Source organism: Massilia sp. H6, from assembly GCF_024802625.1.
Taxonomy (GTDB): Bacteria; Pseudomonadota; Gammaproteobacteria; order Burkholderiales; family Burkholderiaceae_D; genus Telluria.
In genome coordinates this window covers 1,842,958-1,867,891 of record NZ_CP103371.1, presented here as the reverse complement: position 1 = coordinate 1,867,891, position 24,934 = coordinate 1,842,958, and the positions used below count along the sequence as shown (strand labels likewise).

Annotated in this window: 19 protein-coding genes and 1 other RNA gene; 3 read left to right on the top strand and 17 right to left on the bottom strand. The window is 66.0% G+C overall.

Features of this window, described 5'->3' with window-relative positions:
* Window positions 1-27: 27 nt before the first annotated feature.
* The 9 genes from NRS07_RS08300 to ubiD all read right to left on the bottom strand — a co-directional run bounded on the left by NRS07_RS08300 (window position 28) and on the right by ubiD (window position 11,632).
* Entirely contained in the window at window positions 28-2,445 is a 2,418-nt protein-coding gene (locus tag NRS07_RS08300; protein ID WP_259212444.1) for a penicillin acylase family protein, read from the bottom strand.
* A gap of 351 nt (window positions 2,446-2,796) precedes the next feature.
* Window positions 2,797-3,762 (bottom strand): polysaccharide deacetylase family protein, encoded by a 966-nt coding sequence (locus NRS07_RS08295; RefSeq protein WP_259212442.1) that lies wholly within the window; start codon window positions 3,760-3,762, stop codon window positions 2,797-2,799.
* Window positions 3,763-3,802: 40 nt separating this feature from the next.
* The gene (locus NRS07_RS08290; protein WP_259212441.1) at window positions 3,803-4,975 is read right to left on the bottom strand and encodes a glycosyltransferase; all 1,173 of its coding nucleotides are present in this window, start codon (window positions 4,973-4,975) and stop codon (window positions 3,803-3,805) included.
* 104 nt (window positions 4,976-5,079) lie between these two features.
* The gene (gene recR, locus NRS07_RS08285; RefSeq protein ID WP_259212440.1) at window positions 5,080-5,670 is read right to left on the bottom strand and encodes a recombination mediator RecR; all 591 of its coding nucleotides are present in this window, start codon (window positions 5,668-5,670) and stop codon (window positions 5,080-5,082) included.
* Window positions 5,671-5,686: 16 nt separating this feature from the next.
* Window positions 5,687-6,013: a YbaB/EbfC family nucleoid-associated protein gene (locus NRS07_RS08280; RefSeq protein WP_259212439.1), complete on the bottom strand. Its 327-nt coding sequence runs from the start codon at window positions 6,011-6,013 to the stop codon at window positions 5,687-5,689.
* Window positions 6,014-6,065: 52 nt separating this feature from the next.
* Complete coding sequence (locus NRS07_RS08275; protein ID WP_259212438.1) at window positions 6,066-8,213, bottom strand: DNA polymerase III subunit gamma/tau; 2,148 nt, start codon at window positions 8,211-8,213, stop codon at window positions 6,066-6,068.
* A gap of 95 nt (window positions 8,214-8,308) precedes the next feature.
* Window positions 8,309-9,763, bottom strand: coding sequence for a methyl-accepting chemotaxis protein (locus NRS07_RS08270; RefSeq protein ID WP_259212436.1), 1,455 nt, complete (start codon window positions 9,761-9,763; stop codon window positions 8,309-8,311).
* 228 nt (window positions 9,764-9,991) lie between these two features.
* Window positions 9,992-10,090: signal recognition particle sRNA small type (ffs, locus tag NRS07_RS08265), an RNA gene on the bottom strand.
* Window positions 10,091-10,147: 57 nt separating this feature from the next.
* Entirely contained in the window at window positions 10,148-11,632 is a 1,485-nt protein-coding gene (ubiD, locus tag NRS07_RS08260) for a 4-hydroxy-3-polyprenylbenzoate decarboxylase (protein ID WP_259212434.1), read from the bottom strand.
* A gap of 475 nt (window positions 11,633-12,107) precedes the next feature.
* Here ubiD and NRS07_RS08255 point away from each other — a divergent pair, with 475 nt between their 5' ends.
* Window positions 12,108-13,019 carry a lytic transglycosylase domain-containing protein gene (locus NRS07_RS08255; protein WP_259212432.1) on the top strand — a complete coding sequence of 304 codons (912 nt, stop codon included), beginning with the start codon at window positions 12,108-12,110 and terminating at the stop codon, window positions 13,017-13,019.
* A 130-nt stretch (window positions 13,020-13,149) separates the two neighbouring features.
* Here the strand turns inward: NRS07_RS08255 and nusB are convergent, their stop codons facing one another.
* The 3 genes from nusB to ribBA are packed head-to-tail and all read right to left on the bottom strand — an operon-like array spanning window position 13,150 to window position 15,267.
* Entirely contained in the window at window positions 13,150-13,620 is a 471-nt protein-coding gene (gene nusB / locus NRS07_RS08250) for a transcription antitermination factor NusB (RefSeq protein WP_259212431.1), read from the bottom strand.
* 11 nt (window positions 13,621-13,631) lie between these two features.
* Window positions 13,632-14,111 (bottom strand): 6,7-dimethyl-8-ribityllumazine synthase, encoded by a 480-nt coding sequence (ribH, locus tag NRS07_RS08245; RefSeq protein WP_259212430.1) that lies wholly within the window; start codon window positions 14,109-14,111, stop codon window positions 13,632-13,634.
* Between the two features lie 31 nt (window positions 14,112-14,142).
* Window positions 14,143-15,267 carry a bifunctional 3,4-dihydroxy-2-butanone-4-phosphate synthase/GTP cyclohydrolase II gene (ribBA, locus tag NRS07_RS08240; protein WP_259212429.1) on the bottom strand — a complete coding sequence of 375 codons (1,125 nt, stop codon included), beginning with the start codon at window positions 15,265-15,267 and terminating at the stop codon, window positions 14,143-14,145.
* Between the two features lie 378 nt (window positions 15,268-15,645).
* On the opposite strand from ribBA, the gene NRS07_RS08235 reads away from it, so the two are divergent.
* Together NRS07_RS08235 and NRS07_RS08230 are read left to right on the top strand one after the other, a co-directional pair.
* Window positions 15,646-18,318 carry an EAL domain-containing protein gene (locus NRS07_RS08235; protein WP_259212428.1) on the top strand — a complete coding sequence of 891 codons (2,673 nt, stop codon included), beginning with the start codon at window positions 15,646-15,648 and terminating at the stop codon, window positions 18,316-18,318.
* Window positions 18,319-18,437: 119 nt separating this feature from the next.
* Window positions 18,438-21,338, top strand: coding sequence for a pitrilysin family protein (locus tag NRS07_RS08230; protein WP_259212427.1), 2,901 nt, complete (start codon window positions 18,438-18,440; stop codon window positions 21,336-21,338).
* Window positions 21,339-21,370: 32 nt separating this feature from the next.
* Here the strand turns inward: NRS07_RS08230 and NRS07_RS08225 are convergent, their stop codons facing one another.
* The 5 genes from NRS07_RS08225 to NRS07_RS08205 form a co-directional block, all read right to left on the bottom strand.
* Window positions 21,371-21,994: a riboflavin synthase gene (locus NRS07_RS08225; RefSeq protein WP_259212425.1), complete on the bottom strand. Its 624-nt coding sequence runs from the start codon at window positions 21,992-21,994 to the stop codon at window positions 21,371-21,373.
* 6 nt (window positions 21,995-22,000) lie between these two features.
* Complete coding sequence (gene ribD / locus NRS07_RS08220) at window positions 22,001-23,077, bottom strand: bifunctional diaminohydroxyphosphoribosylaminopyrimidine deaminase/5-amino-6-(5-phosphoribosylamino)uracil reductase RibD (RefSeq protein WP_259213101.1); 1,077 nt, start codon at window positions 23,075-23,077, stop codon at window positions 22,001-22,003.
* A 101-nt stretch (window positions 23,078-23,178) separates the two neighbouring features.
* A complete protein-coding gene (locus NRS07_RS08215; protein ID WP_259212424.1) occupies window positions 23,179-23,769 on the bottom strand; it encodes a GspH/FimT family pseudopilin in 591 nt (196 codons plus the stop codon).
* Window positions 23,766-24,242 carry a type IV pilin protein gene (locus NRS07_RS08210; protein ID WP_259212423.1) on the bottom strand — a complete coding sequence of 159 codons (477 nt, stop codon included), beginning with the start codon at window positions 24,240-24,242 and terminating at the stop codon, window positions 23,766-23,768. Before NRS07_RS08210 ends, NRS07_RS08215 begins: the two co-directional genes overlap by 4 nt.
* On the bottom strand, window positions 24,239-24,934 hold the full coding sequence (locus NRS07_RS08205) for a hypothetical protein (protein ID WP_259212422.1): 696 nt from the start codon (window positions 24,932-24,934) through the stop codon (window positions 24,239-24,241). Before NRS07_RS08205 ends, NRS07_RS08210 begins: the two co-directional genes overlap by 4 nt.

Here is a 24,934-nt window from a genome sequence, read left to right as displayed (position 1 = left end):
TCGTGGACGGCGCAGCTGGCGTCCACGCTAGGGAACAAGCCTGAGCGTGTAGCGCGGCGCCCCCGGCAGCAGCGGCACCGGCTCGCCCGCCGCCCATTCGGCATGCCCGGCCAGAAAGAAGGGCGACAGCGGATGCCCGCTCTGCCCGCCCGGCATGTTGTACAAGCCTTCCTCTTCGCGCCCCGGCGAGACGGTCATGCGCTCGGACTGGCCAAAATCCGGTCCAGCCACGCGCGGCATGTTGGCGTCGCCCGGCAGGCGGTCGGCGGGCGCAGCCAGGAAAGGTTTCAAGGCCGGCACCGCCATGCTGATCGGATGGGCGATGGCCGCGGTGTTGCGCGCACCCCAGCTAGCCTGCGCCAGCGACTTGCCGTCGCGGGTCAGCTCGCCGATGACGCGGTCCAACGCCGCCAGTTCCAGCGCGCGCCAGTCGGCATACCCGCGCGGCAGCCAGCCGGGCGGGCGTTCGTCGAGCAGGCGCGCGATCACTTCCGGCCAGCGGCTCGATGCCCCGGCCGGCGTGATCTGCGGGCCCAATTCCCGCATCGCCTTGCCCGCCCCGCCATACAGCAAATCGTGCAGCGCCCACATATAGCCGCGCGCCAACCGGTAGCCGACCGAATCGACGCTGGCATGGCCATTCCAGCTTGACTGAAGCAGGCGCCGCATGTCGGCCCGCTGCGGATGGCCGGCCAGGGCTGGCGCGTCAAGCGCCGCCAGCGCGCGTTCACGCCAGCGCGCCATGAACAGCGCGCGGTCGTCGAGCGCCACCTCGTACACCTGGCGCACGCCGGTACCGTTCCCGAGCGCCCGCAGGCTCCCGGCCAGCTGGCTGTTACGGGCCCCGATGTCGAAACCGCCGTCGCCTAGCAGCGCGGCGTCTTTCCCCAATAGCTGGCGGCTGTTGGCGGTGGTGATCTGGCCATCCTGGGGATTGACGATGCGCGGGTAGCGCTCGGCCGGCAGCAGGCCCTGCCAGGTGCTCGCCGCGCCATCGGCCTCGATCGGGAAGCTGGTGGCCCAGGGCGAGGCCGTGCGCTGCGGCAGCGGGCCGGCGATCGTCCAGCCGATGTTGCCGGCGGCGTCGCCCGCCACGAAGTTCTGGGCCGGAATGCCGTCGATGGCCGCGATCGCGAGCGCCTGCTCGAGCGTGGCCGCCGTTTCCAGCTGCAGGTGCTTGAGGTTGATCGCCGCCGCGTCGTGCGCGACCCAGTGCAGCGCGTACTGGCGCCCGCCGATGGTGCGGATCGGGCCAAGCGAAGTGTCGCGCACCACGAAGCGCTCCGGCGCCGCTCCCTTTACCGCAATGAGCTCGACATGGCTGGCCGGGGTCTCCCAGCCGGCCGGAGTACGGACCTGGCCGGGGCGCGCCGGGTCGCTGCCGAGCGCCACCAGGTCGACCAGGTCGGCATAGCTGTTGGTGAAGGCCCAGGCCACCTGTCCGTTGCTGCCGACGATGATCGCGGGCGGCGCGCCCGCCAGGCTGACACCGACGATGCGCCGCTGCCTGCCCTGCGCATCGGGGAAGCGCAGCGCGACCCGGTACCAGATATTCGGCAGCTGCAGGCCCAGGTGCATGTCGTCGGACACAATGGCCGCGCCGCTGGCGCTGCGGCTGCCGGCGACTGCAGTGTTATTGCTGCCGACCGCGTCGACATGGTCGGCGCCGGCGCGGTGCTGCGACGCGTCACCCGCACCGGACGGTGCGCCCCACCAGGCCGGTGCGCGGGCGGGGATCGGCAGGGCTGGCGCCGGCTGGGCTGGCGCACTGGCGGCGTCCAGGGGGGCGTCCCAGCGGCTCGATTCCGGCAACAAAAAGGCAAGCTGGGCCGCGTCGCTGTGCTCGCGCAGCCAGCCGCGGGCCAGCTCGCGCGGTTCCTGGTTGTTCTGCAGGTCGAGGTACATCGCCCAGATCACCAGCAGCGAGTCGGACGCGCTCCAGGGGCGCGCTTCGGTACCGCTCAAGCCGTACTCGAACGGCTTGGCGCGCAAGGCCTTCACGCCATGATTGACGCCGGCGACATAGCGCTCCAGCAATTCACGCTCGGCCACCGGCAGGCGCGCCAGCACCTCGCCGGCACGGGCGCGGAAGCGATGCAGGCGGTGCTGGCGATCCATCGGCAAGGCACCCGGACCGAACAGCTCGGCCAGTTCGCCGGCCGCCGTGCGGCGCAACAAGTCCATCTGGAAGAAACGCTCCTGCGCATGCACGAAGCCGGTGGCATAGGCCACGTCAGCGCGGCTGGCACCACTGATCAGGGGAACGCCGACGGCATCGCGCTCGATCGTGACCGGCGCCCCCAGGCCGGGGACGCGCCGCTCGCCATCGAGCTGGGCCAGGCTGGCACGCAGGTAGAGCCAGGCGCCGCCCACAGCCAGCAATGCCAGCGCCAGCAAGGCAGCCAGCGCACGCAAGGTCCAGGTTCTCCATCGACGCTGCCGCATGCCGGTTCTCCTCGTTTTTGTGCGGAATATCTTGCCAGAAAATCTTGCTGCTGGACAGCTTGGCCACCCCCGCCGAGGCCGTGCACGATTGATTTACCCGCCACGGGTTGCGTGCGCCCGCTTTATACTGGAGTCGCGCTGCCAGCACGGCGGCAAAGGAGGCAATCATGCGACGAGCGAGCATTCCGGTATTGGCATTGACGCTGGCATTGGCGGCATGTACTACGCCGCAACAGCGTGCTGAACGCATGCAGGCAGAAATGGCACAAATGATGGCGATCTATGGCCCTGCATGTGCCGGCCTGGGGTATGCGCCAAACAGCGATCCGTGGCGCCAGTGCGTGCTGCAGCTCAGTACCCGCGAAGAGCTGCGCCAGATCGGCAACAGTCCATCGTTCTATGGTGGAATCGGATCGCGTCACTGGCGTGGTGGCGGTTACTGGGGCCCGTACTGGTAAGCAGAGCCTGCGCGAACCCGGCCTTGGTCAGGGCGGTACGCGCCACCAGCAGCCGCTCAAGCATGGCCTGTGCATGGCGCAGCAGGCGCCGATGGTGCGCATCTGGCGGATGCAGGCCCAGGCGAACGAGCGGTTGCCCCGCCAGCGCCAGGGCCAGCACATCGGCCAGCAAGGGCGAGGCCAGTCGGCCACTGCGGTTGCGCGCGGCATAGACCAACGCAGGCGAGAGCAGTGATGCGGGCCGCAGCGACGCCGCCAGCAATGGCGGCGCTTGTGCGCTCGCTGCCTCGTCTTGCGCTGCATGAGCGAGCAAATAAAAGCGCCGAAAGCTCGTGGTGTAATCGAAATCGAAAGTGCGCAGGGCCTGCCAGCTGCCTTCACCCATGAGCCAGGCCGGCGGCACGAAGCCGCGTACCGGCCAGGCGCGCGCAGCGAACCACGCCAGCCCCAGCTCGATACGCCGGGACGCTTCAGCGGCGTCCAGGGCGGCAAATTCGCCTTCGTGACTATACCTGCCGCGCAGAAAACCTTGGACCATGCCGCGCGCGCGCGGCCCCGTATCGAAATGCGTCCAACCGTGCAGGGCCAGTTCATCGCCGGCGGCCAGCGCCCGTTCGAGTCCGGCTTCCATCCGTGCCAGCCCGCCCCCGGCGCGGTGATAGTGCGGCACCACCAGCCAGGTCAGCGCAACGCCGGCGACGTCGCGCATGGCATCGGCCAGGCGCGCGCAGTCGTCCCAGGTAGCGGGCGCGACATCGTGGATCGAGACGCACAGCGCGCGCATGCCGCTGGCATTGCCGGTGGTACCGCTCAGCGCATGCGCATCTGCCCCCGGCCCATGGTGCACAGTCGTATCCAAGCCAGCAACCGGGCCCGTTCCGGCATTTGCATGGGCGTCGTCAGTCGCTGACACAGACACGCTCCACGCCGCGCGCCCTTCCCGGGCGCGCGCTCAGCAAGCTGCCGTAGCGAACCATCAGCTGCGGAAAGACCTGGTTCCAGTCATGCTGTTCGCTGGCCTTGCGGCGCGCATTGGCGCCCAGCCTGGCCAGGTCGCGTCTGTAGAGTGCCTCGATCGCGCCCGAAAGACTGTCCACATCGTTGGGCCGGGCCAGGATGCCGGTGTCGTCGTCGACCAGTTCGGCCACTCCGCCGGCGCCGGCGCCCACCACGGGCAGGCCGCAGGCCATGGCTTCGAGCACGATCAGGCCGAAGGTTTCGCAATCGCCCGGATGCACCAGCACGTCGCAACTGGCGAGCACGCCCGCCAGTTCGCGCTGGTCGCGCTTGAACGGCATGATGCTTAGCTGCCGATCCGGCGCCAGCGCAGCCCCACCCCCGACCAGCAGCAGGTGGTAGGGTTGGCCGAGCTTGCGCACGGCGGCCAGCAGCAGCGGCAGTTTCTTTTCGGCGGTAAAGCGCCCCGCGTACACCAGCAAGCGCGTCTGTCGCGGCAGGCCGAGGGCGGCGCGCAGGGTGTCGTGACGCCGCCCGGGATGGAAGATGTCGCTGTCGATGCCGAGCGGCTGGTGCAAGGCTTGTGTCACGCCCATGTCGTTGAGCTCGCGCACCATCAGCCGGCTTGGCGCCAGTACCGCGTCGAACTCGCGGTACAAGTGGGCCAGGTAGCTGCGGCTGCCCTGCGACGCCGTACGGCCGAAGCGGTTCAGGATCAGGCGCGGCAGGTCGGAATGATAAAAGGCGAGCGCAGGAATGCCGAGCCGCTGGCGCAGGCGCAGCGCCGCCCATGCGCAGTGGCCGGCGTCGCCCGCTTCGATCAGGTCGGGACGGGCCGCGGACAAGCGCCGAGCCGCCGCCGCCACCGACACCGGCATGCGGTAGCCGTGCATGCCGGGCAGCGCCACCGCCGGTACCCGCACCAGGCGCGGCATGGCACATGCGCCGCTGCAGTCGAGCCCGGCAATAAGGCTGGCGTGCCTGCCGACATTGGGGCTGAGGATGGTATGCCGTGCCCAACCATAACGCGACAGCCAGCCTGCCTTGGCATTGAGGTAGGTGCTGACGCCGCCGCCTTCGGCCGCATAGAACATCGTGATGTCGACAAGATGCATGATCGGTCCGCTGAAACTGCCACGATAGCAGCGGACCGCGGACCAGGCTTGCGTGCACGCACAGGCACCTGTGGCCCCCTGCTACCGGCTTTTCATGCGGACAATTATGCGCTGCGGCGATCGAGCATGGCGCGCGCTATCGTGCCGGCATCGACGTACTCGAGTTCGCCACCGACAGGCACGCCGCGCGCCAGCCGGCTCACTTTCAGGCCGCGCGCCTTGAGCATTTCGCTAATGTAATGGGCGGTGGCTTCACCCTCGTTGGTGAAATTGGTTGCTAGCACCACTTCTCCGACGACGCCATCGGTGGCACGCCCGACCAGCTTATCGAGGTGCAAGTCGCGTGGCCCGATGCCGTCGAGCGGCGAAAGCCGTCCCATCAGCACGAAGTAGAGGCCCTTGAAGGTCATGGTCTGTTCGATCATGAGCTGATCGGCAGGTGTTTCGACGACGCACAGCAGCGCGCGCTCGCGCGCATCGTCGGCGCACAGGTCGCATACTTCGGTATCGGAAAAGGTGTTGCACATGACGCAGTGGTGCACGGTATCCACGGCCTGGTAGAGCGCGCGCGAGAGCATGGCCGCGCCTTCGCGGTCATGCTGCAGCAGGTGGAAGGCCATGCGCTGCGCCGACTTCGGACCGATGCCCGGCAGGCGCCGCAATGCCTCGGTCAGGAAGTCGAGCGACTTGGACATGAAATGTCGCGTTCGCTCAGAATGGCATCTTGAAGCCCGGCGGCATCGGCATGCCAGCAGTCAGGCCGCTCATTTTCTCGGCCGAAGTCGCCTCTGCCTTGCGCACGGCGTCGTTGAAGGCGGCCGCCACCAGGTCTTCCAGCATGTCGCGGTCGTCGCCCAGCAGCGACGGGTCGATGGTGACGCGCTTGACGTCGTTCTTGCAGGTCATGACGACCTTGACCAGGCCAGCGCCCGATTGGCCTTCGACTTCGACCAGGGCCAACTGCTCCTGGGCTTTCTTCATGTTGTCCTGCATGGCTTGCGCCTGTTTCATCAAGCCTGCGAGCTGGTTTTTCATCATGGTTGGGGTCTCCAAAAAGTTCGGGATGGGTTGTATGGGGGGTTCAATAAGCTCAGGCAGCCGGTGTGGACGGCTTTACCGAGCCGGGCACGACGAACGCGCCGAATGCCTGTTCCATGGCCTGCACGAAGGGGTCACCCGCAACCACGGCCTCGGCCTGGCGCTGGCGCTCTTCGCGGTTGGCCTTGGCTTCTGCCGCCGCCGTGTACCAGGTAGGGCCGAGCTCGGTGTCGAGGCTTACCCGCACCTGCGGGAAATGTTCTTGCAGCGCAGCGGTCAGCTTCTCGCTGTTGCCGCTGGCACGCAGCGTATCGACCGGCACGCGCAGGCGGAAAGTCGCGGCATGGTCGTGCATCTTGCATTCGATGAGTTCGGTCTGCAGCGCCAGTTGCTGGGACACGCCACGCAGCGGCAGAGCGGCGGCCAGGGCCGGCCAATTGCCATCCCAGCCGAGCGCCGGCACCGGCGTGAGCACGTAGGCATGCGGCGGCGCGGCCGGGGCCCGCACCGGCGCGCTGGCGGCCTGCACCGGGGCGGCGGCCACGGCCGGCGCGTCCGAAGCCAGCGCGGTATCGTCGGAAAACCCGGTCACCCAGGACGGCGGCTCATCATCGGCCGGGGCGCCTGCCATGCGGTCCTGGGCGCGCGGCTGGCCGTTATCCCACGGCGGGCTCGCCGCTGGCGACCGGACCTGGGGCAGCGCGGCCGCCGGGCCAGGCGCCGCAGGTGGCAGCGGAGCCGACGCCGGTACGGCTGGCGCAGGAGCTGCCGCACGAGACGGCTCGGGCGCCGGACGGCGCATGCCGCCCCCGCCGCCCGGGCGCCCGGAAGCCGCGCGGGCAGCTTCCAGCGCCGCATCGATCGCGGCGCGCGCCGAGCTCATGGCGGGCGCAGGGGCCGACGGCGATGGTGCCGATGGCGCCGCACGAACCGCTGCCGGCGCCGCCGATGGTGCAAACGAGGCAGGAGCCGGCCGCTGTTGCGCCGGCGGCGCGGGACGCGCTACCGCGGCGTGGCTGGCGGCAGCCACTGCCGCGGCGCGCGCGGCCGGTGCCGGCGCAGCGTCAGGGCGGGCGGCGCCGGGTGGCTCGGCAGCTCCCTGCCCCGGGCGGAAGGCCAGCATGCGCAGTAGCGTCATGGTGAAGCCGGCGTATTCGTCGGGTGCCAGGCCCATCTCGTTGCGGCCGTGGACCGCGATCTGGTAATACAACTGCACCTCTTGCGGATCGAACGCTGCGCCCAGGCGCAGGATATCGGCCAGTTCGGGCAGGTCTTGCGGCACCGCCGCAGGGACCGACTGCGCCAGTGCGATCCGGTGCAGCAGGGTGCCGAGGTCTTGCAGCGCAGCGTTGTACGACAGGCTGCGGCTGGCCATGTCGTCGGCCACCGCCATCAGGTCGGCGCCGTCTTGTGCCAGCAGGGCATCGAGCAGGCGTACCAGGTAGGACTGGTCGAGCGCGCCCAGCATGCCCTGCACCGCTTCCAGCGTGACCTGGCCGGCAGCATAGGCGATTGCCTGGTCGGTGAGGGACAGGGCGTCGCGCATCGAGCCGTGGGCGCCTTGCGCCAGCAGGCGCAGCGCGGGCTGTTCGAAACTCACGCCTTCCTGCCCGAGGATGTAGTCGAGGTGCCCCACAATATGGCTAGGGGGCATTTGCTTGAGGTTGAACTGGAGGCAGCGCGACAGCACCGTGACCGGGATCTTTTGCGGGTCGGTGGTGGCGAGGATGAACTTGACGTGGGCCGGCGGTTCTTCGAGCGTTTTAAGCATCGCGTTGAACGCGTGGTTGGTGAGCATGTGCACCTCGTCGATCATGTAGACCTTGAAGCGCGCATTGCTCGGAGCATACACCGCCTGCTCCAGCAACTGTGCCATTTCGTCGACGCCGCGGTTGGACGCCGCGTCCATTTCGATATAGTCGACAAAGCGCCCGGCATCGATCGCGCGGCAGGCTTCGCAAACGCCACAGGGCTCGGGCGTGATACCGCCCTGCCCGTCCGGGCCGATGCAATTGAGCGACTTGGCCAGGATGCGCGACAGCGTGGTCTTGCCGACCCCGCGCGTGCCCGTGAACAAGTAGGCGTGATGCAGGCGTCCGGTTTTCAGCGCATGGGTCAGGGCGCGCACGACGTGCTCCTGGCCAACCAGCGTTTCGAAGTTCTTGGGACGGTATTTGCGGGCGAGGACTTGATAGGACATGCCGCGATTTTACCGCAGTTGACCGCCGCCGCGGACAAACCGCGGCGCGCCCGGCAAGTCGCCCGCGATCTGCTCACCCCATTGCCGAGGCGGCGTCAACGCAGCGCCAGCGCCGCACGGTCTGCCTGCTGTCCCACCTGGAACACGCCCACCACCTCGGCCAGGTGGCGCGCCTGCCCTTCGAGGTCGTCGGCAGCGCTGGCCGCGTGCTCCACCAGGCGCGCATTGTCGCGGGTGGCGGCATCCACCGCCTCGATCGCGTCGCCGATCGCGGCGATGCCGCCGGCCTGCTCGCGGCTGGCACTGCTGATGCCCGCAATCAAGGCCGACACCTGGCGCACGCTGTCCACCACCTGCTCCATCGTGGTGCCGGCCTGGCGCACCAGTGCGCTGCCGGCTTCGACTTCGGACACGGATTCGCCGATCAGCGCCTTGATCTCGCGCGCCGCCGTGGCCGAGCGCTGCGCCAGGTTGCGTACTTCGCTCGCCACTACCGCAAATCCGCGCCCCTGCTCACCGGCGCGGGCCGCCTCGACCGCTGCGTTCAGGGCCAGGATATTGGTCTGGAAGGCAATGCCGTCGATCACGGCAATGATGTCGGCGATCTTGCGCGACGACGCGTCGATGGCCGCCATCCTGGCGACCGCACGGCTGACCACGTCGCCGCCACGCGCCGCGACTTCGACGGCAGTACCGGCCAGCTCGCTCGCCGCGCTTGCGCGGTCGGCATTCTGGCGCACGGTGCCGGTCAGGTCGGCCATCGAGCGGACCGTGGCCTGGATCGATGCCGCCTGGGCGCTCGTGCGGGTGGCCAGCTCGGCATTGCCTGCGGCGATCTCGACCGAGGTTGCGCTGGTCGTCTGCACGCTATGCTGCACGCTTGCCAGCGCCTTTTCGAGCAGGCGCACGATGTCGCGCAGGGCGCGGCCGCTACTGCTGCCGGACGGCAGTGCATCGGCCCGCAGGTCGATCCGGCCGCCCTGGTTGGCCATGGTTGCCACCCCTACGCTGAGCTCGGCCGATTGCAGCGCATCGCGGCGCAGCACCTGGGCCAGGAAACACAGCACCACCGTTTCGGCGACGACATAGGCTGCGTGCACCAGCACCATGACCAGGCCAGCATTGGTCAGGCAGCGCACGCCGAAGCCGAGTTCTTGCAGATAATTAAAGGACAGGTGGTGCAGCGCGATGGTCGCAGCCGCGGCGACGATGACCGTCCAGTCGCGGTAACACAGCAAGAAGGCGAGCAGCACGAAAATGCCGAAGTGCAGCTCGGTGAGCCCGGCCGCCTGATGGATATGCAGTGCGCAGAAGACCATCATCGCCACCGCCACCGTCATGCGCGACAAGCGGGTGCCGCCATGGACGAGTGCAATCAGGGTCGGCACCAGCGCCGCCGGCAAGCCGACTGCCAGCGCCCACCCCATGGTGTCGTGCATTCCAGACAGCGCCAGCCCCATCACGAACAGCGCCCATAGCACCGCGCACATGAAACGGTCGGCCCGCCGGTAGCTGGCCTTCAGTACCCCGTCGACACTCTTCTTTTCCACGCCTGTCTCCCGATGAATAATGCAATGAGCATATTCAATCACAAAACAAAATTTCCCCAAGGAAATTGGCGGATTTATCGATACAAGCGCGGGTCATGTGTCCGCATGACAACAAATCACCGGAATTGACGGATTGTCAGAAGGCAATATTCAGCCTGTGCGGGCGAAACAGGGCACGCAGATAAAACAGGAGGGGAAGAAAAGAAACTGAAAAACGGAAGACAGGAAAGAGGCGAGCCTGATCTGCGGCACTTGCGGTGAACGGCTTTGGCTGCTTCGTTCCCGACCTGACCAGGTTAACCATGCCACAATGCGCAGGGGCCCGCCAGCCACAATTATACCCCACGCAGGCAGTTATGGGGTCCTCGCCTTCGCTGGGTGGGTTCAAATTCCCAGCTGCCCCCACAAGCCATCGATCCGCGCCTTGACCTCGGGCGTCATCGCGATGGGCGTACCCCACTCGCGGTTGGTCTCGCCCGGCCATTTGTTGGTGGCATCGATTCCCATCTTGCTGCCCAGGCCGCTGATCGGCGAAGCGAAGTCGAGGTAGTCGATCGGCGTGTTGTCGACCATCACCGTATCGCGGGTCGGATCGACCCGGGTCGTGATGGCCCAGATGACTTCTTTCCAGTCGCGCACATTAACATCCTCGTCCACCACCACAATGAACTTGGTATACATGAACTGGCGCAGGAAGCTCCACACCCCGAACATGACGCGCTTGGCGTGGCCGGCGTACTGCTTCTTCATTTGCACCACGGCCATCCGGTAGCTGCAGCCTTCTGGCGGCAGATAAAAGTCGGTGATTTCGCTGAACTGCTTTTGCAGCAGCGGGATGAAGACCTCGTTGAGCGCCACCCCGAGCACGGCCGGTTCATCCGGCGGCTTGCCGGTGTAGGTCGAGTGGTAGACCGGGTCGCGCCGCATCGTGATGCGGTCGATCGTGAACACCGGGAAGCTGTCCTGCTCGTTGTAGTAGCCGGTATGGTCGCCGTACGGCCCTTCCAGCGCGTGCTCGAAGCCGGACGGATGGTTTGCATCCGGATAGATATTTCCTTCTAATACGATTTCGGCGGATGCGGGCACCCGCAGTTCGCTGCCGATGGCCTTGGTCAGCACGGTGCGCTGGCCGCGCAGCAGGCCGGCAAACTGGTATTCGGACAAACTGTCCGGCACCGGCGTGACCGCGCCGAGGATCGTCGCCGGGTCGGCGCCGAGCGCCACCGCAACCGGATAAGGCTGGCCAGGATTGGCCAGGGCGTGTTCGCGGAAGTCGAGCGCGCCCCCGCGGTGCGCCAGCCAGCGCATGATCACCTTGTTCGGTCCCAGTACCTGCTGGCGGTAGATGCCCAGGTTCTGGCGCTTTTTATTCGGCCCTTTGGTGATTACCAGGCCCCAGGTAATGAGCGGCGCAATATCGCCCGGCCAGCAGTGCTGGATCGGCAGACGCCCGAGATCGACGTCCTGCCCTTCCCAGACGATCTCCTGGCAGGGCGCGCCGCGTACTTCTTTCGGCGCCATGTCCCACACCGCCTTCACGAGCGAGCCCATGCCCATGATGTCCTTGAAGCCCTTGGGCGGCTCGGGTTCCTTCAGGCGCGCCAGGACATGTCCGATCTTGCGCAGTTCGCTCACGTCGTCAGCGCCCATGCCCAGCGCCACCCGGCGCGGTGTACCGAACAGGTTGGCCAGCACCGGAATGCGATGCCCGGTGGGCTGCTCGAACAGCAGCGCCGGACCGGCAGCGCGCAGTGTCCGGTCGCACACTTCGGTCATCTCGAGATGGGGCGACACCGGTAGGCCAACACGTTTGAGCTCGCCCATTTTCTCGAGCTGGGCCATAAAATCCCGTAAATCTGAATATTTCATCAAGTTTTTGATCGTTATCTCGACCGTAGAAGGTTGTTCAAGGCACCATCTCAAGTGACTGATTTGACAAGCATTTTCAACATTTCAACTTGGCAATCAGACCTAAAAGTAATAAGCGCGGATCGTGCTAGGGTTGACTTGGTATAAGCGAGCCCATACAATCCGACCTACTTGATGAGGCAGGCAGTATTTCTACATGATTTTAGCCTGTTCTCATGCATTCACGGGGTCGGGGCCCCACATGACATTTTAAGGAGTGTTTTCACTGGGCGTCTGCCCAAGCTCCCCGAGACAGTTGTTGAGCCACTGGACCTGCCCCCCCCACTGGGCTGGCGGCCAGCTGAAGCAAGGCAATGACGGCGTTAGTCAGCTGCAACGCGGCGACCTACGATTTCTGATGCACGGCGACGAATCCCGACACCGCGTTGTTTACACGCTGTGACAGGAGTTATTTTGCCGCGACAAGGGGAATTCGATGATTCATCGTTTCATCACGGGCGCAAGGCTCGTGCAATCCATGGCCAACCAGCCGGTGAGCTGGTCTTCCATGGGCAAGGCAGTACGCGGCGCAGCAAATGCCGCACGTAACACCATGACCGTATTCGGTTTCTCGGCAGTCGCAATGCTTGGGCTGCTCTATACCAACGACGACCTCGCCAAGCAGGTCTCGGATGTGCTGGACCCCCAGCCCGACGTCGTTGCCATCGCCCCGGCCATGCCTGCGCCCCTTGCTGTGGCCGAGGTAGTAGCTGCGGAACCGGCGCCTGTCGTTACCCGCCAAGTGGCTGGCGACAGCAAGCAACAGCAATTCGTCACATCCTGGCTGAGCAAGCGCTACCGGGTGGCCAGCGACGCCGCCAACATGCTGGTCTCGACCGCCTACACGACGGCCCACGAGGTCAAGCTCGATCCGCTCCTGATCCTGGCGGTCATGGCCATCGAGTCCGGACTCAATCCATTTGCCGAAAGCGCGATGGGTGCCAAGGGCTTGATGCAAGTCATGGCCAAGGTCCATCACGACAAGTTCGAAAAAGTCGGCGGCCAGAAAGCAGCCCTCGACCCGGCCGCCAACATCCGTGTCGGCGCCCTGATCCTGAAGGATTACGTCAAGCGTACCGGTTCCGTCGAAGGCGGCCTGAAGACCTATGTCGGCGCCGCCGACATGGCTACCGACCAGGGCTATGGCTCCAAGGTATTGGCCGAATACCACCGCCTCAAGCAGGTTGCACGTGGCCACAAGGTGCCGACCCGCACCGCGCCCTCGTCGGCGCCGATTGTGGTGAAGCGGGCCCCGGCCCCGGCGCCTGCCCCGGTTCCCGAGCAGGCACCTGCGCCAACCCCGGCCCCGGCCGAGGGCCTCACGGCGGAAACGCTGGCGACGCTGTAAGTTTCTGCGCCCTGTTCGACAAAAGACCACTGCTTCGGCGGTGGTCTTTTTTTGTCGTTTGCAGCTGAACGGCAACATAAAAGCCACCCGGCCATGCCAAGGTGGCTTGTCGCATCTATCTATATAGAGATCAGCGGCGCGTATCGGCCCCGACTTCATCCGGGCGCAGTTTCGACGACAGCTTGTCGAGTACGCCGTTGACGTATTTATGGCCATCGATGCCGCCAAACGACTTGGTCAGCTCGACCGCTTCGTTGATGACCACGCGGTATGGGATTTCCGGATGATTCTTGAGCTCGTAGGCACCGAGCAGCAGCACGGCGTGTTCGATCGGCGACAATTCAGCTACATTGCGGTCGATCAGCGGCGCGATCGATTCGCGCAGCTCGACCGAGGTGCTGATGGCGCCATTGAGCAGGTCGCTGAAGTATTCGCCGTCCGCTTTCTCGAAACCATGGGCACCACGGATATTGGTGACGACCGTGCGTGCCGGTTCGTTGTTGAGCAGCCATTGGTACAGCCCTTGCAGCGCAAACTCGCGCGCGCGGTGGCGCGGCGTGCGGTTCTTGCTCGGGTTGGCGAGCGCGTTCTTTTCAGTCATGGGCTTCTTCCTTATTCTTCTTCAGCCTGCAGTTCTTCCAGCGCGAACAGCAGATTCGACATCTCGACCGCGACACGCGCCGCTTCCAGGCCCTTCTCGGCCATGCGGGCTTCGGCCTGCTCGTCGTTTTCAGTGGTGAGCACGGCGTTGGCGATCGGCATGCCGTAGTCCAGGCCGATGCGGGTAATGCCGGCGCCCGACTCGTTCGAGACCAGCTCGAAATGGTAGGTTTCGCCGCGGATCACCGCGCCCAAAGCAACCAGTGCGTCGAACTGCTGGGTTTCGGCCATTTTCTGCAGCGCCAGCGGAATTTCCAATGCGCCTGGCACGGTGATGTGGAGGATATCCTCATCGGCCACGCCAAGGCGCTTGAGTTCAGCCAGGCACGACGACAGCAGGCCGTGGCCCACATCGGCGTTGAAGCGTGCCTGCACGATGCCGATGCGCAGGCCTTCGCCCGCCATATTGCTTTCAAATGTTCCTACCGTCATGCCTGACCTCTTCTCTTTGATTGGTTCTATATTAGTGTGTGTTCGGTGCGGGCGGCGCTGGCTGCGGCAGATAGCCTGTCACTTCCAGGTCGAAGCCGGTCATCGAAGGCATCTTGCGCGGATTGGCCAGCAACTGCATCTTGCCAACCCCAAGGTTGCGCAGGATCTGCGCGCCGATGCCGTACGTGCGCAGATCCATCGATGCCGCGCGCGCGCTGCGCGGGCCGCTATCGCGCGGCGCGAATTGCGCGAACAGCTCGTCGGCAGTCTCGCCGCAGTTGAGCAGCACGATCGCGCCGCGCTCGCCGGCCTGGATCGCCTTCATGGCCGAGGCCAGGTCCCACGAGTGGGTCGAGGCGCAATTGCCAAGCACGTCGAGGAGCGACACCGGCTGGTGCACGCGCACCAGTGCTTCGCGCTCGGGCGACAGTTCGCCATGCACCAGCGCCAGGTGGGCCGCGCCGCTCGGCTTGTCGCGGAAGGCGACCAGCTTGAATTCGCCGTGTACGGTGGAGAGCTGGCGCTCGGCGACGCGTTCGACCAGGCTTTCGTTCTGGCTACGGTAATGGATCAGGTCGGCGATGGTGCCGATCTTTAAGCTGTGTTCCCGCGCGAATTCGATCAGGTCGGGCAGACGCGCCATGGTGCCATCTTCCTTGATGATCTCGCAGATCACCGAGGCCGGGCTCAGGCCGGCCATGGCGGTCAGGTCGCAACCGGCTTCGGTGTGACCGGCGCGCATCAGCACGCCGCCGTTCTGGGCGCGCAGCGGAAAGATATGGCCTGGCTGCACCAGGTCGTCCGGCGTGGTGCCCTGGTTCACGGCGACCTGGATCGTGCGCGCGCGGTCGGCCGCGGAAATCCCGGTAGTTACTCCCTCGGCCGCTTCGATCGAGACCGTGAAGTTGGTGCCGAACGAGGTGCCGTTCTTCGATGTCATCATCGGCAGCGCCAGCTCATCGCAGCGCTCCTCGGTCAGCGTCAGGCAGACCAGGCCGCGCGCGTGGCGGATCATGAAGTTGATTGCTTCCGGGGTAACGAAATCGGCGGCAAGCACCAGGTCGCCCTCGTTTTCGCGGTCTTCTTCGTCGACGAGAATGACCATGCGCCCGGCGCGCAATTCGGCAACGATTTCCTCGGTGCTGGAGATAGACATACAGATTCCTTGAAACGGGAGAGGGATTTTGCGTAATCCGTTATTTTAAAGGATTTACCGCCACTCAACCTGACTCCCTCGCCCCTTCGGCCATCTGTGCGGCGATACAAGTAAGCAGAAGTACGCAGAAAAGCCGTTGCCAAAATGCAACATGCAACAATCCGCGTATATTTGCACCAACTTAATTGTTAAGCTTCTCATTCCTTGTACGAAACAACATGGCGTGCCGACGCCCCCCTCGATTATGATTAAGACATCGCGGTCCGTGGTGTCGCCGAGCTTCCTCTCCGGCATCATGGGCCACCTCTACGGAGTACCCATGGCGGTGGTTCCCCCTTCTTGCGCTCGCTGTGACGCCTTGTTCCGAAGGCGCCACTGATGGCGACCATCCTGATCGTCGACGACCGGCCCAGCAACCGCGCCTTCCTTGGTGCACTGCTCGGATTCACCGGGCACCGCCTGCTCGAAGCCGAAGACGGCGCCCAGGCATTGGCCTTGACACAGCAGCACCACCCCGACCTGGTCATTACCGACATCCTGATGCCGATCATGGACGGCTACGAGCTGGTCCAGCGAATCCGCCAGGATGCCGACCTGTGCACGACCCGCATCATCTTCTTCTCGGCCGTGTATGCCGAACGCGAGACCCAGGCCATGGCGGCGCGCTGCGGCGTGGCGACGGTGCTGCCCAAACCTTCCGACCCGCACCAGATCCTCGAGGCCATCCACACCGAACTCGGCGTGCTCGAGGGTGACGCGCCGCTGCCGCCGCAGGCAGTCATGCACGACCATGACCGCGGCCTGCCCTTCGACCTGTGCGCACGCCTGACCGAACTCGAGCGCATGTGCCTGGGGCTGATCGGAGAACGGCGCGTCGAGACGCTGGCCGCCTCTTTCCTCGACGCCGCCCGGCGCGTGCTGCATGCCGACTGCGCCGCGCTCTGCCTGCTCGACCGGGACGAGCGCAACGTCCGCCACCTCGAGACCTGGTCGCTCGATGCCGACCTGCTGCGCAACCATACCCAGGACGAAACGCGACTGCCGGGCATGCTGCTGCGGGCCCGCGCGCCACTGCGCCTGGTCGAAGGCGACAGCTTCCTGTCGACCCTGCCATCCTGCCATCCGGGGCTGGGCAGTTTCCTCGGGCTGCAGGTGCACGACCTGCAGCACCCGCACGGCTGGCTGTACTGCGCGCGCCACCCCGGCGCGCCTGCCTTTACAGAAGAAGAAGAACGCTGGGCCACGATCCTGGCCGCACAGCTGGCCGTCGCCTACGAGAACCTGAACCTGTACGACGTGATCCAGCGCCACGCCGCCCAGCTCCAGCTCGAGGCGCTGGCCCGCGCCGACGCCGACCTGGCGCTGCGCGAAAGCCAGCACCGTCTGGAATTGAACCGCCAGGTGTTCGGCAGCACCCAGGAAGGCATCTTGATGACCGATGCCTGCGCCAATATCGTCGCGGTCAACCCGGCGTTCGAACAGATCACCGGCTATCGCGAAGCAGACGTGCTCGGCTTGAACCCGCGCGTCCTGCGCTCTGGACGGCATGATCCCGCGTTCTACGCCGGCATGTGGCACTGCCTGGAAACCGACGGCCAGTGGCGCGGAGAAATCTGGAACCGCCGCAAGAACGGTGAAGTCTATCCCGAGCGCACCAGCATCAGCGCCGTGCGCGACGAGTCTGGCAAGCTGACCGCCTATGTCTCGGTATCGACCGACTTGTCGGCCCTGAAAGCGGCCTACCACCAGCTCAATTTCCTGACCAATCATGACGCGTTGACCCTGCTGCCGAACCGCTCGCTGTTCAACGACCGGCTGCAGCAGGCGATCGCAGCCGCGCGCCAGTGCGATGGCCAGCTGGCGTTGTTACTGTTCAATGTAGACCGGCTCTCGCGCATTAACGACAGCCTCGGCCACGCCGCGGGCGACGCCGTGCTGCGCGAGGTGGCGCGCCGGGTCGGCGAGATCGCCGGTCCCACCGATACGCTGGCGCGCCTGTCGGGCGACGAGTTCGTGCTGCTGACGGCTTGCCACGACAACGACGACATCATCCTGGCCGCGCGCCGCCTGATCGACGCTATCGCCCAGCCGCATCTGGTCGGCGAGCACGATGTGGTGGTCACCGGCAGCGTTGGCATCAGCATATTCCCGCGCGACGGCGACGCGCCGGGCGAGCTGCTCAAGTCGGCCGATGCGGCGCTGGGCGACATGAAAGATTCCGGGCGCAATGGCTTTCGCTTCTTCAAGGGTGAAATGAACGCCCAGGCGCTGCGCTGGCTGGCGTTGGAAACGCGCTTGCGGCGCGCCATCGAGCGCAACGAGCTGACCTTGCATTACCAGCCGCAGATTTCGCGCCTCGATGGCAGCGTGGTCGGCATCGAAGCCCTGCTGCGCTGGCACAGCGAAGAATTCGGCACAGTACCGCCATGCGACTTTATCCCGCTGGCCGAAGATACCGGCTTGATCCACCCGATCGGCGAATGGGTGATCCGGCAGGCCTGCCTCCAGAACAAGGCCTGGCAGGACGCCGGACTGGCGCCGGTGCGGGTCGCGGTCAATGTGTCGGCCGACCAGTTCAAGTCGGGTTCGGTCAGTACCATCGTAAGTGCGGCGCTGGCCGAAAGCGCGCTGGCGCCGCGTTATCTCGAGGTTGAGCTCACCGAAAGCGTGATGCTGGGCGATAGTGCCGTCGCCGAGGCACAGATGAGCGAGTTGCGCGCCATGGGTGTGTCGCTGTCGCTCGACGACTTCGGCACCGGCTATTCGTCGCTCGGCTACCTGTCGCGGTTCCCGCTCGACAAACTCAAGATCGACCAGACCTTCGTGCGCAACATCACCACCGAACAGCGCAGCGCCGCCATTGCCCAGGCCACCATTGCGCTGGCCCAGGGCCTGTCGTTGCAGGTCGTGGCAGAAGGCGTGGAGACGACCGCCCAGCGCGATTTCCTGGGCTCGCTCGGTTGCGACGTGATGCAGGGCTACCTGTACTGCCGCCCGGTTCCGGCGCACGAGATCGCACTATTGCTGGCCAAGGGACATGTCGCCATCTGAAACCCCGCCATCACAGTTTGATGCCCGTAAGCAACACGCCTGCTCCCGGCATGCGCCTGCGCCATATTTTGCCCGTCACGCGCGGTAGAATGCGTGCTCGTCAATAAAAAAGTCCCCCAATGAGCAAGAATTTCGTGCGCAGCTTGTGCATGGCTACCATGCTGTTCGCACCAGCGCTGGCTGCTGTTGCTCAGGCGCCGAGCGCACCTGCCGCTGCCACCGCTGCCGCCAAGCCGCTGCACCTGGACGACACGATCCCGGTCGGACCGCAGGTCAAGGTCGGCAAGCTGACCAATGGGCTGACATATTACATCCAGCGCAATGCCCGCCCCGAGCGCAAGCTCGAGCTGCGGCTGGTGGTCAAGGCCGGCTCGATTCTGGAAGACGACGACCAGCGCGGTCTGGCCCATTTCGTGGAGCACATGGCTTTCAATGGCTCGACGCATTTCCGCAAGCACGAGCTGGTGTCTTACCTGCAGTCGATCGGCGTCGGCTTCGGCGCCGACCTGAACGCCTACACCTCGTTCGATGAAACTGTCTATATCCTGCCGATTCCGACCGACAAACGGGAACATGTCGACAAGGCGTTCCAGGTACTCGAAGACTGGGCGCACGGAGTGCGTTTCGATCCGGCCGATATCGACAAGGAGCGCGGCATCGTGCTGGAAGAACTGCGCCTGGGCAAAGGCGCATCGGACCGCATGAGCAAGCAGATCATGCCGAAGATCTTCAACGGTTCGAAGTATGCCGAGCGCCTGCCGATCGGCACCGAGGATGTGCTGCGCAATTTCACGCCCGAGGCACTGCGCCGCTTCTACCGCGACTGGTACCGTCCGGACCTGATGGCGGTGGTGGTGGTGGGCGACATTGAACCGGCGCGCGCCGAACAACTGGTAAAGCAGCATTTCGCCGCCCTGAAGAACCCGCAGCCTTCGCGCCCGCGCGACTACGCCGAGATTCCGGCGCGCCAGGCGACCGAGGCGCTGGTCGTGCTCGATCCGGAAGCGACCGACAATGCGGTCCTGATCCGCTACCCGGTCCAGCCGGTGCGCGAGGCCGGCACCATTCGCGCCTACCGCGACGACCTGGTGCAGTCGCTGTTCTCCGCCATGCTCAACCAGCGCCTGCAGGAGCTGGCCCAGCTGCCCGAGCCGCCCTTCATGGGCGCCAGCAGCTCGCTTGGCAAGCTGACCCCGCGTTACCGATCCTACAACGCCTCGGCCGCGCTCGGCCCGCGCGGGGCCGAGGCCGCCCTCACCGCACTGGTCGAAGAAAACGAGCGCGCGCGCCGCCATGGCTTCGGTGCGAACGAGCTCGAGCAGATGAAGAAAAACCTGATGCGCAGCTACGAGCAAGCCTGGAACGAGCGTGCCAAGAGCGATTCGGCCACCTATGCCGCAGAATACATCCGCAATTTCCTGCAGCAGGAAGCTATTCCCGGCATTGATACCGAATACAGTTACGTTAAGCAACTGGTGCCGGGCATTACGCTCGAAGAAATGAATGCCTACGCCCGCCGTACTATTCCCGCTGAATCCGGCAAGCTGGTCCTGTACACGGGCATGACCCGCCCGGACACCCCGGCCGGTCCCAAGCTGCTGGCCACGGTGGCGGCCGCCCAGCGCGCCGAGGTGCGCGCGCGCGATGAAAAAGCGCTGGCCGCGCGCCTGATGGAGCGTCCGTCAAGACCGGGCAGCATCGTCGCCCGGTCGAGCGACAAGGCACTTGGCCTGACCCACCTGACCCTGTCGAACGGCGTCAAGGTGATCCTCAAGCCAACCGATTTCCGCAACGACCAGGTGTTGATGAGCGCGGCGCGTTTCGGCGGCCAGAGCCTGTTCAGCGACCAGGACGTACTCAATGCACGCTTCGCCAACGCGATCGTGGCCAGCATGGGCGTGAAGAACTTCACGCCGCTCGACATCAGCAAGATCCTGGCCGGCAAGGCAGCCCAGCTTAACGTTGGCCTGGCCAACTATACCGACGTCGTGGTCGGCGCCTCGGGCGCAACCGACATCGAGACCATGCTGCAGCTGGCCTGGCTGAAGTTCCACGGCGTGCGGCGCGACGAAGACCTGTTCCGCTCGTATGTCGGTAAGCAGGCCGAGCAGGCCCGCAACCAAACCTCGCAGCCGGGCGTACACTTCGGCGACGCCGTGATGGCGGCGCTGTACAACAACCATCCGCGCGCGCCGCGCACGCTGCGCCCCGAAGAATACGAGCAGATCGACCTGGACCGTAGTATCGACATCTTCCAACAGCGTTTCTCAAGCGCGAAGGACCTGACCTTCATCCTGGTCGGCTCGTTCGATGCAGCCGCCATCGAACCGCTGCTGGCCGCCTATCTCGGCAGCCTGCCGACCCCGGACCTGCCGGTGGCCTACCGCGACGTCGGCATGCGGCCGGCGACCGGCGTGGTCAAGCGCGAAGTGCGCAGCGGCTCGGAGCCGAAGAGCACGATCTCGCTCACCTTCACCGGACCGGCCGAGTTCACCGAAGCGGCGCAGCTGCGTTTGTCGGCCCTGCTGGAAGTGACCAACCTGCGCATCATCGCGGTGCTGCGCGAGCAGATGGCGCTGATCTATGGCGGCGGCGCCAATGGCGTGCTGAGCAAGATCCCGTACGGAAATTATTCGATCGGCGTGACGCTGCCCACCGGGCCGGAGCATGTCGAGAAAGTGATCGCCACAGTCTTCGCGGAAATTCGCCGCCTGCAGGCGCAGGGTCCGGACGCCGCCAACCTGGAAAAAGTAAAAAGCAACTGGATCCAGAACCACCGCCGCTCGCTGCGCGAAAATGGCTATTGGCTGAGCCACCTGCAGACCGCGCTTAGCGAAGGGACCAATCCGAACTCGATCCTGAAGATTGAAAAGCAGGTAGCGGCCCTGACGGCGGACGAAATCCGCACCGCGGCGCAACGCTATTTCAACGATCAGAACTATGTACAGGTGGTGTTGAACCCGGAGGCGCCTGAGGCGGTGGCGGCGTCGCAGTCAAAGGCAATGGCGCCGGGCGGATAAGCGCCACGCTTGCTGCGTCCAGACCGGCCGCGCTATCTTGCCGACAGCATCCGCTCGACATAACGCGCGATCAGGTCGATTTCCAGGTTCACCTTCGAGCCCGCTGCCAGGTGCTTGAGCGTCGTGACCTCGATCGTGTGCGGGATCAGGTTGATCGAGAAACGGCACAGCTTGTCGCCTGCCCGCTCCAGGTCGTCGACCCGGTTCACGGTGAGCGACACGCCATTGACCACGACCGACCCCTTGTACGCCAAGAACTTTGCCAGCTCGTGCGGCGCGTCGATGACCAGTTCGCGCGATTCGCCCACCGGCTCGAAGCTATGCACGGTGCCCAGGCCATCGACGTGGCCGGATACCAGATGGCCACCGAGCCGCTCGGCCAGCGTGAGCGCCTTTTCCAGATTGACTTCGCCCGCCGCATCGAGGCCCACGGTCTTGCTCAGGCTCTCGCGCGACACATCCACGCTAAACGAGGTGTCGGTCTTGTCCACCACGGTCATGCAGGCGCCGTTGAGCGCGATGGAGTCGCCCAGGCCAACGTCGCCCAGCGGCAGCGGTCCGGCGTCGATGTTCAGCCGCACTCCCGCGAACGAGCCGCCCTCGAGCGGAGTGACGGAGGTGATTCTGCCGACGGCGGCGACGATTCCAGTAAACATACGGTTCTATTCCTCGGTATGGGTAAATCTTGCCAGGATGCGCAGGTCGTCGCCGACCCGCGCCACATCGTGCAGGCGCAGCCGCCGCCTGTCGCGCAGCTGCGCCAGTGGCGGCAAATCGAACATGCCCTGCCCCGGCCCGACCAGGGTCGGCGCCAGGTACACCAGCAGTTCGTCGACGCAGCCTTCACGCAGCATCGAGGCATTCAGTTTCGAGCCGGCCTCGACGTGCACTTCGTTGATCTCGCGCCGGCCCAGTTCGCGCATCAGGGCCGGCAGGTCGACCTTGCCGCCGGCATTGGGCAGCAGGATCACCTCGTGGCCCGCGGTCCGCAGCACGGCCGCCTTGTCCGGCAGTTCGGCGGCGGCGACGATCCAGCACGGTGCGTCCTGCAAGATGCGCGCCTGCGGGTCGATCTCGAGCCGGCTGTCGACAATCACCCGGCGTGGTTGAACCGGCGTGTCGATGCCGCGCACGCTCAGCTGCGGGTTGTCGGCCTTGACCGTGCCGATGCCGGTCAGGATCGCCTGCGCCCTGGCACGCCAGGCATGACCGTCGGCCCGGGCGTCCGGCCCGGTGATCCACTGGCTCTCGCCGCTGTCCAGTGCGGTAGTGCCATCCAGGCTGGCCGCGACCTTCAGGCGCACCCAGGGCAGCGCGCGCCGCATGCGCGAGAAAAAACCGATGTTCAATTCGTGCGCGGCCTCGGCCAGCACCCCCGACACGACCGCAATGCCGGCGGCTTCGAGCTGGGCCAGGCCGCGTCCCGCGACCAAGGGGTTGGGGTCGAGCATCGCCGCCACCACGCGCCCCAGGCCCGCCGCGACCAGCGCATTCGAGCAAGGTGGCGTGCGGCCGTAATGGCTGCACGGCTCCAGGGTCACATAGGCAGTGGCGCCGCGTACGTCGTGGCCGCGCGCGCGCGCGTCGCGCAAGGCCTCGATCTCCGCATGCGCCTGCCCGGCCGGCTGGGTGTGGCCGGCGCCAATTACCAGGCCGTCGCGCACGATCACGCAGCCGACCCGCGGGTTCGGCGCGGTGATGTACATGCCGCGCCTGGCCCATGTCAGGGCCAGGGCCATGCCGCTGGGGTCGTCGAGAATATGGTCGCTGTCGTGTGCCAAGTGTGGTGTTCCGCTGTTGCAGGTTGCCGCGCTGCTTGCAAGGTTCGCGCCGCTGCTACCTAGTCGGGCGCCTGGGCGCCTTCGCAGCCCTGGTCGCGCGCTGGATTGCACAACCGTACGCGCCCGAGCATGTTGATTTTAATACGCCGGACCTGCGCGCCGTGAAACAGCGACAGCGTCCCGAGCCGCGCCGAATTGCCGTTGCTGTCGCTGCAGCTGCGCCCGGCGCCATTGTAGGCGATGTAATGCGGCGGCGCTGACCCGGTGAATGAAAAATCGACCTGCATACCGGACGGCAAGGGGGCATGGACCGACAGGATCTCGTCGTCCGGCCCCGGTTCGCCGTCGCCGTCGCGGTCGACGAACATGGTCCAGCCCTGGGTCCAGTCGGCGCCGGGCGAATCGCGCGGCATCAGTTTGACCAGTCTGCCGCGCGCAATGGCCTGGGCCCGGGCGTGGCCGATGGCATCGAGCAGTTCAGCGGAGGCAGTGCGCATCTGCTGCGCGCTAACGAGGCCGTGCAAATCGGGCGCGGCGAGCGCCAGCACCATGGCCGAGATACCCAGCACGATCGCCAGTTCGGCCAGCGTGGCGCCGCGGTGCCGGCCCGGTGTCGGTGCCGGTACCGCTAGCCGCCAGCGCCGTTTCATGGCCAGCAGCGCGCGCCGCTGCCGCTCGCCCCTTGCGCGCCGGTACTGTCGAAGGTCAGCACGCCGCAATCCGGATCGTCGAAGCCAGTATCTACATTTGCGGTTCCCGGCCGGGCACGCAGCACGATGCATCGGCCGATATCCTGGCCGTCGCAGGCGTAGCCGTCGAGCTCGTATGCGCTCGCTTGTGGCCGCGACCCGAGCCACCAGCGGAACTGGCGGGCGTGCGGAATGTCAGATGCCGATGAAAACGCGACATAGGTGTGGTGCTGGGCTCGGTATTGCTCCTGGCGCTGCATGGCGTCGACCAGCGCCAGCTGCGCCTCCACGCGCTGCATCCTGACCAGGTGGCTTGCGTAGCTCGGATACGCGATCGCGGCCAGGATTGCCAGGATCGCCATCACGACCAGCAGTTCGACCAGGGTGAATCCAGGGCCACCCATCCGCCCTGCACGCAGTTGTGCTCGCTTCATTGTTCCTCCGTCGTCATGGCTACGGCGTCGTGCCAGTTCGCGATTTCGCGCCAGCCGACACGTACGCCTGCTCCGCCCGGCATTCCGGGGCCAGGCGCGGCCACGCCCGCACCCGGGACTTCCAGCGCCAGCGGCTTGCGGTAATAGGCCTGGAGCGCGACCTGGGTAGTAGCGGCGCTGCCAAAGCCCAGCGCCGTGATCCGGTAGAGCAGCGCCGTCGGCGCCGACGGCATGCGTTCGATCAGGTAGCGCGGCGCTTGCGCGGCCAGGGCGCCCTGCCCGGACGGAATCAGGGCGCCAGTAAATGCGCCGAACACGACGCCGGGACCGTCGTCGTCCGCCAGCGCGGCCTGGATCACGCCGTCGCCGCCGGCGCGATGCGCGCACAGTCCGTCGTAGGGAGTGCCGCCGCGGCAACCATCGGCAAAGGCGTCCGGGCTGGCGCCGGCCAGTGCGGCGGCGCGTGCCGAGGACGGCTCGGCGCCGCCTTCGATGTCGTGTTCGGCGTCGGCCAGCGCCGCCATCGCGCTGTGCAGGGCCAGCAACCGGTCGCGCTCGTTGCTGGCGGCGAGCGCGCCATGCAGGGCGCTGCGCGCCGAGGCAATCGCGCTCAGCAGGATCGCCAGCATCAGCAACAAGGCGGTGAGCAGGACGGCCCCGCCCTGCTCGCTGCAACCGATAGGAGCGCGCAT